The organism is Butyrivibrio sp. AD3002 (assembly GCF_000420905.1).
Lineage (GTDB): Bacteria > Bacillota > Clostridia > Lachnospirales > Lachnospiraceae > Butyrivibrio.
Window position 1 is genome coordinate 1 of the sequence record NZ_ATVV01000062.1, and the last position, 4,156, is coordinate 4,156.

Consider the following 4,156-nt stretch of genomic DNA (forward strand, 5'->3'; position numbering starts at 1 on the left):
TAAACTGATACCCAGATGATGGACTTCAACATGACAGTTGAAATACCCATTGTCTGGGTATTTTTTTATTGGAGGCTTTGCTATGAGTATATTCAGGGAAATGAATATCGAAAAATTGAAAAATAATACAGTTGTCGAGGAAGTTACCCGGAATACTATTCATTTTACTTTTGCGTTTAAAGTGAAAATGTTTGAGAAGTGGAAAACCAAACCAGTTCCAGAATGCCTTAAAGAAGTGTTAGAAAAGGTTGGGATTTTGGAAGAAGACCTTTCTCAATACACAATCAAAGATTTATCCAGAGGTTTCTATTTGGGAGGCTATCCCTTTCAAAAGCAGTATTTACCTGAAATAGATCCTGAGTTCACAGAAACTAATCCGCTGGTAATTTCAGGATTTTTTTTCAGGACAAATACAGGACGGGGACTTAGCATTGTCCCTGAATTTAGGGAACATTTAAAGAAAATGTATCCGACTATATCTGTGGAGGAGGGGATGCGCTGTGTCGGGCTTGACCCGCTGGATGTAGGATGTACCAGGATTCGCAAACTATCTAATGAGTTTGCTTCAGAGCTTGCCGCAGAACACTTTTTATCAGAAAGTGGTCATAAGGTGATGCGTAATGAATATATAGATTCTGTAAGCCTTATTGAGCATCCATATGTTAAGTTTGTTAACCGTGGCAATGTATATTTGACCGATGCTTTCTATAATGAAGCCTGTATTATGCCCGTGTCTCTGTCAAAGGTCTTTGAAATCTATGGAATTGAAGAAGAACAGGTAAATGAAGAAAGTCAGATGAGGATAAATTCCGCCATGAAAATGTGGGAACCTACCAAGACCACAGATTTTGCAGCAGATGAAAGCATCCTGGTAATACAGCGGAGGCGTGCCCTGGAAATGCATAAGTCAATGAAGGAAGGACTTTATGGGATAGGTAAGGTATTCGGGCAGATGAAACGCGATGATCAAAGAAGGGTTTGTAGATGGATATCTCAACTGCCACGGGATCCGTGGGGATACTATTCATGTAAAAAGATCCTCGAAATAATGAAAATATCAAAGAGTCGATTCTATGCACTTTTAAATGACGAGAATTATGGGATGGGAAGCATAAGAAAAGCTGCACAGGATGTAGAAGACATAGCTGCTATTAGGAGTGTTATAGATTATAAGAACTTTGAAAAAGGTATACGTCAGATATATATGCTGATGCCAAGAGTTACTGGGCAGTATTTCAGTATGTATCGCATTCGCAGACTTATGAATAAATACGGTATAAGGACAAACATACGACATCCGAGCAGGAACAGAAAAGCCATGAAAGAGCTTATCGAAAGGAACCGAAAGGCTAACCTTATAATGCGAAGATTCAGGCTTCACAGACCAAACGAAGTGAGGCTCACAGATGTAACATATCTTGATTATGGAGACGATAAACGTGCCTATGGATCTGCTTCTGTTGATCCTGTTACCGGGAGACTCATATGTTTCATTGTAAGCGAAAACAATGATCTTCAGCTTGCGCTTGATACACTTGAAGCAATGGATTCCTATCCTGCTAAAAACGGAGCAATTCTTCATTCAGACCAGGGAATACTCTACATGACTGATGCCTTTCAGGCTGCGGTTGTTGAAAAGGAACTTACGCAGTCCATGTCAAGGCGTGGAAACTGCTGGGATAATGCAATGCAGGAATCATTTTTTGGTCACTTTAAGGATGAGTGCCATTATGAGGAATGCAAAAATCTGGAAGAATTGCAGGAATGTATTGATAGATACAGCTTTTACTACAATAATGAAAGAGGCATGTGGGACAGGGAAAGAATGACTCCAGCAGAGTATGAAAAATATCTGGAAGGAATGAGTGAGGCAGAATTTTCTGAATATCTGGCAAGGGAAGAAAAGCGTTTTGAAGACATGAAGGCAAAGTCTGCTGAGAATGCCCACATGGCGGCAAAGAATTATAAGGAGTTTACAGAAAAAAGTATTGGGGGACTGAACAATGAAGCTGGTGGATCACTCGAAGAAATATAAATATGAGGATGGGACTGATAGACCTGATGATAAGATAATCCCATTCCTTGATAATGAGTTTGTCACAGGGTTCAAGGAGGACAGACTCTTTTATTCCAAGGACTTTGACATAGCATTGTATAAGAAGATCCATGATGAAGGAATGACCTATGTACAGGCATACAATGCTCTTGGATTTGATACAAACATCCTTGGTGAAGACCGTGCCAATGCTGCGGGGAAACGTGTCATGCAGAAGGCAAGGGACAATAAGCTGTTTACCATAGATGAGAGTAATTACGATGGCTCAGTGCCGCGTGAGCAGATGGGAAATCTGACTCCCGAAGAGGAACGTGCATATCTTATAGCACGTAATCATTACCTTGAAGAAATGCTTCTGGCTCAAAAAAAAATCCGATCCGAATTGGAGGAGTACTTTACCTGATAGAGGAAAAGGAAATACATGCGGACAGGTTTGTCATGGTGGATTCGTTTATAAACAAGCAGAAAGCATGCTCTGGTGGGTATAACACATCCCAGTGTCTGCGCATGTTCGGAGTATCGGATTCGGGTTATTATGCATGGAAAGGGCGTAGGGAAGACATCTTTGGAAAGCAGGCTGAGAAAAAAGCAGAACGTGATGCCATCAAGGAACTCATGCGCAGGATCATCATTGCCAGAAACGGAGTTGTTCCGGGGAAGAGAACGTTCCGTGTGGAACTCTTCAGAAGATTTGGCAGGACTGTGAATACCAAGAAGATAGCCGCGCTTATGGCGGAAATGAACATAAAGGCACAGATGCCCCATAAGGATGCTTATAAACATCAGGCCTCGCACAGCCATGTGTGTGCTGCACCTGCCAATGCAGTAAACCAGAACTTCTTCATTGGACCAAGAAGGGTCATTCTTTCTGATATAACCTATCTGTACTATGGCGAATACAGGACACCTTTTTATCTGTGTGTGTTCAGGGATGCTTATACCAGGGAGAACCTTGGATGGAGCATAGGAAAATATATGTCGCTAAGGCTTGTGGAAGAGGCTTACAGGTTGATGATGCAGCACCATGGAGATGAGCTTACGGAAGTCATGAAGGCGAATGAGGTTTATGTACATCATGACCAGGGAAGCCAGTATCTTGCCACATCCTTCACAGACCTGTTACATGATGATGGATTTGTGCAGTCAGTATCTGCCAGAGGGAATTCACAGGATAATGCACCAATGGAAAGTTTCTTTGGCAGGCTTAAGACAGCTATCCTTGACATGGTTGCCATGTGCCGGGATTTCTCTTCTGCCAAGCAGCTTGTTGATGGCTATCTTAAAGCGTACAATTCAGAGCATTATCAGTATGATCTGGCGGGTCTTACACCGGAGGAATTCTGTCAGTATGCTACAACAGGAGTATATCCTCTTGATAACTACTTCGGAGTTCCGGCATCAGTCATGATGACAGGTGGAGACCTTAAGAAAGTGAGACGTAGATATGCTGACGAGGAGGCTGCAGCACGCAGAGAGGCATCAAAAAAGAAACGTGAAGAAAAGCGACTTGTAAATCCTGAAAAAGTGATAATAAGGGACCAGCGTATACTGAAGGCAGTTATAGACAAGTGGAAAGATAAGGAAACAACAGCCTCTAACCAGATCGCAAAGATGCAGGCTGTTCTTGAAAAAACAAAGAGTGCGCTTGAGTTTATAAGGACTCTTACTGAAGAAAAACTCTCGGAGTTAAGGGAACCGCTTGCCTGGAGAAGGTATACTGAACTCAGCTATGTATTCCTGATGAACGAGCTGTTCTAAATCTATATATTCTTTAAAATCTAATACTTTAAAACACCCTACAGCTGTATAATGAAAAAGGCTGTATCGTGGCAGTAAGGGCCTGGCTTATCGCTAATGCGAGTTCACCTCACCCTCTGACGGTACAGCTTTTTGATTGCCGGATAATCCTCTGGCTTATTTGTCATGGCTATATGTTAAATACCTGTTTCGGTTTGTCAAAAATACAAGCTGTCTACTGAAAGTTTATAACTGTCTTATGGAATTCCATATCTGTCATAATTGGTATATCAATTGTCTAATTTGATTCCACCAATTCCATAAATCTGTCTACAAAAAGTCCTTGATTTTTGAACCGGTTTA

Annotated in this window: 3 protein-coding genes; all 3 read left to right on the plus strand. The window is 41.5% G+C overall.

Annotated features, from left to right (window positions below; genetic code table 11):
- The first annotated feature begins 187 nt into the window (after positions 1–187).
- Genes G596_RS24265 through G596_RS0120135 form a run of 3 tightly spaced genes read left to right on the plus strand, consistent with a single transcriptional unit; the run spans position 188 to position 3,814 of the window.
- A complete protein-coding gene (locus G596_RS24265; protein ID WP_242829225.1) occupies positions 188–2,035 on the plus strand; it encodes an IS3 family transposase in 1,848 nt (615 codons plus the stop codon).
- Positions 2,004–2,459: a hypothetical protein gene (locus G596_RS23240; RefSeq protein WP_022763584.1), complete on the plus strand. Its 456-nt coding sequence runs from the start codon at positions 2,004–2,006 to the stop codon at positions 2,457–2,459. The genes G596_RS24265 and G596_RS23240 overlap by 32 nt, the downstream gene beginning before the upstream one ends.
- Positions 2,460–2,494: 35 nt before the next feature.
- Positions 2,495–3,814 (plus strand): IS3 family transposase, encoded by a 1,320-nt coding sequence (locus G596_RS0120135; RefSeq protein WP_022763585.1) that lies wholly within the window; start codon positions 2,495–2,497, stop codon positions 3,812–3,814.
- Positions 3,815–4,156: the final 342 nt, after the last annotated feature.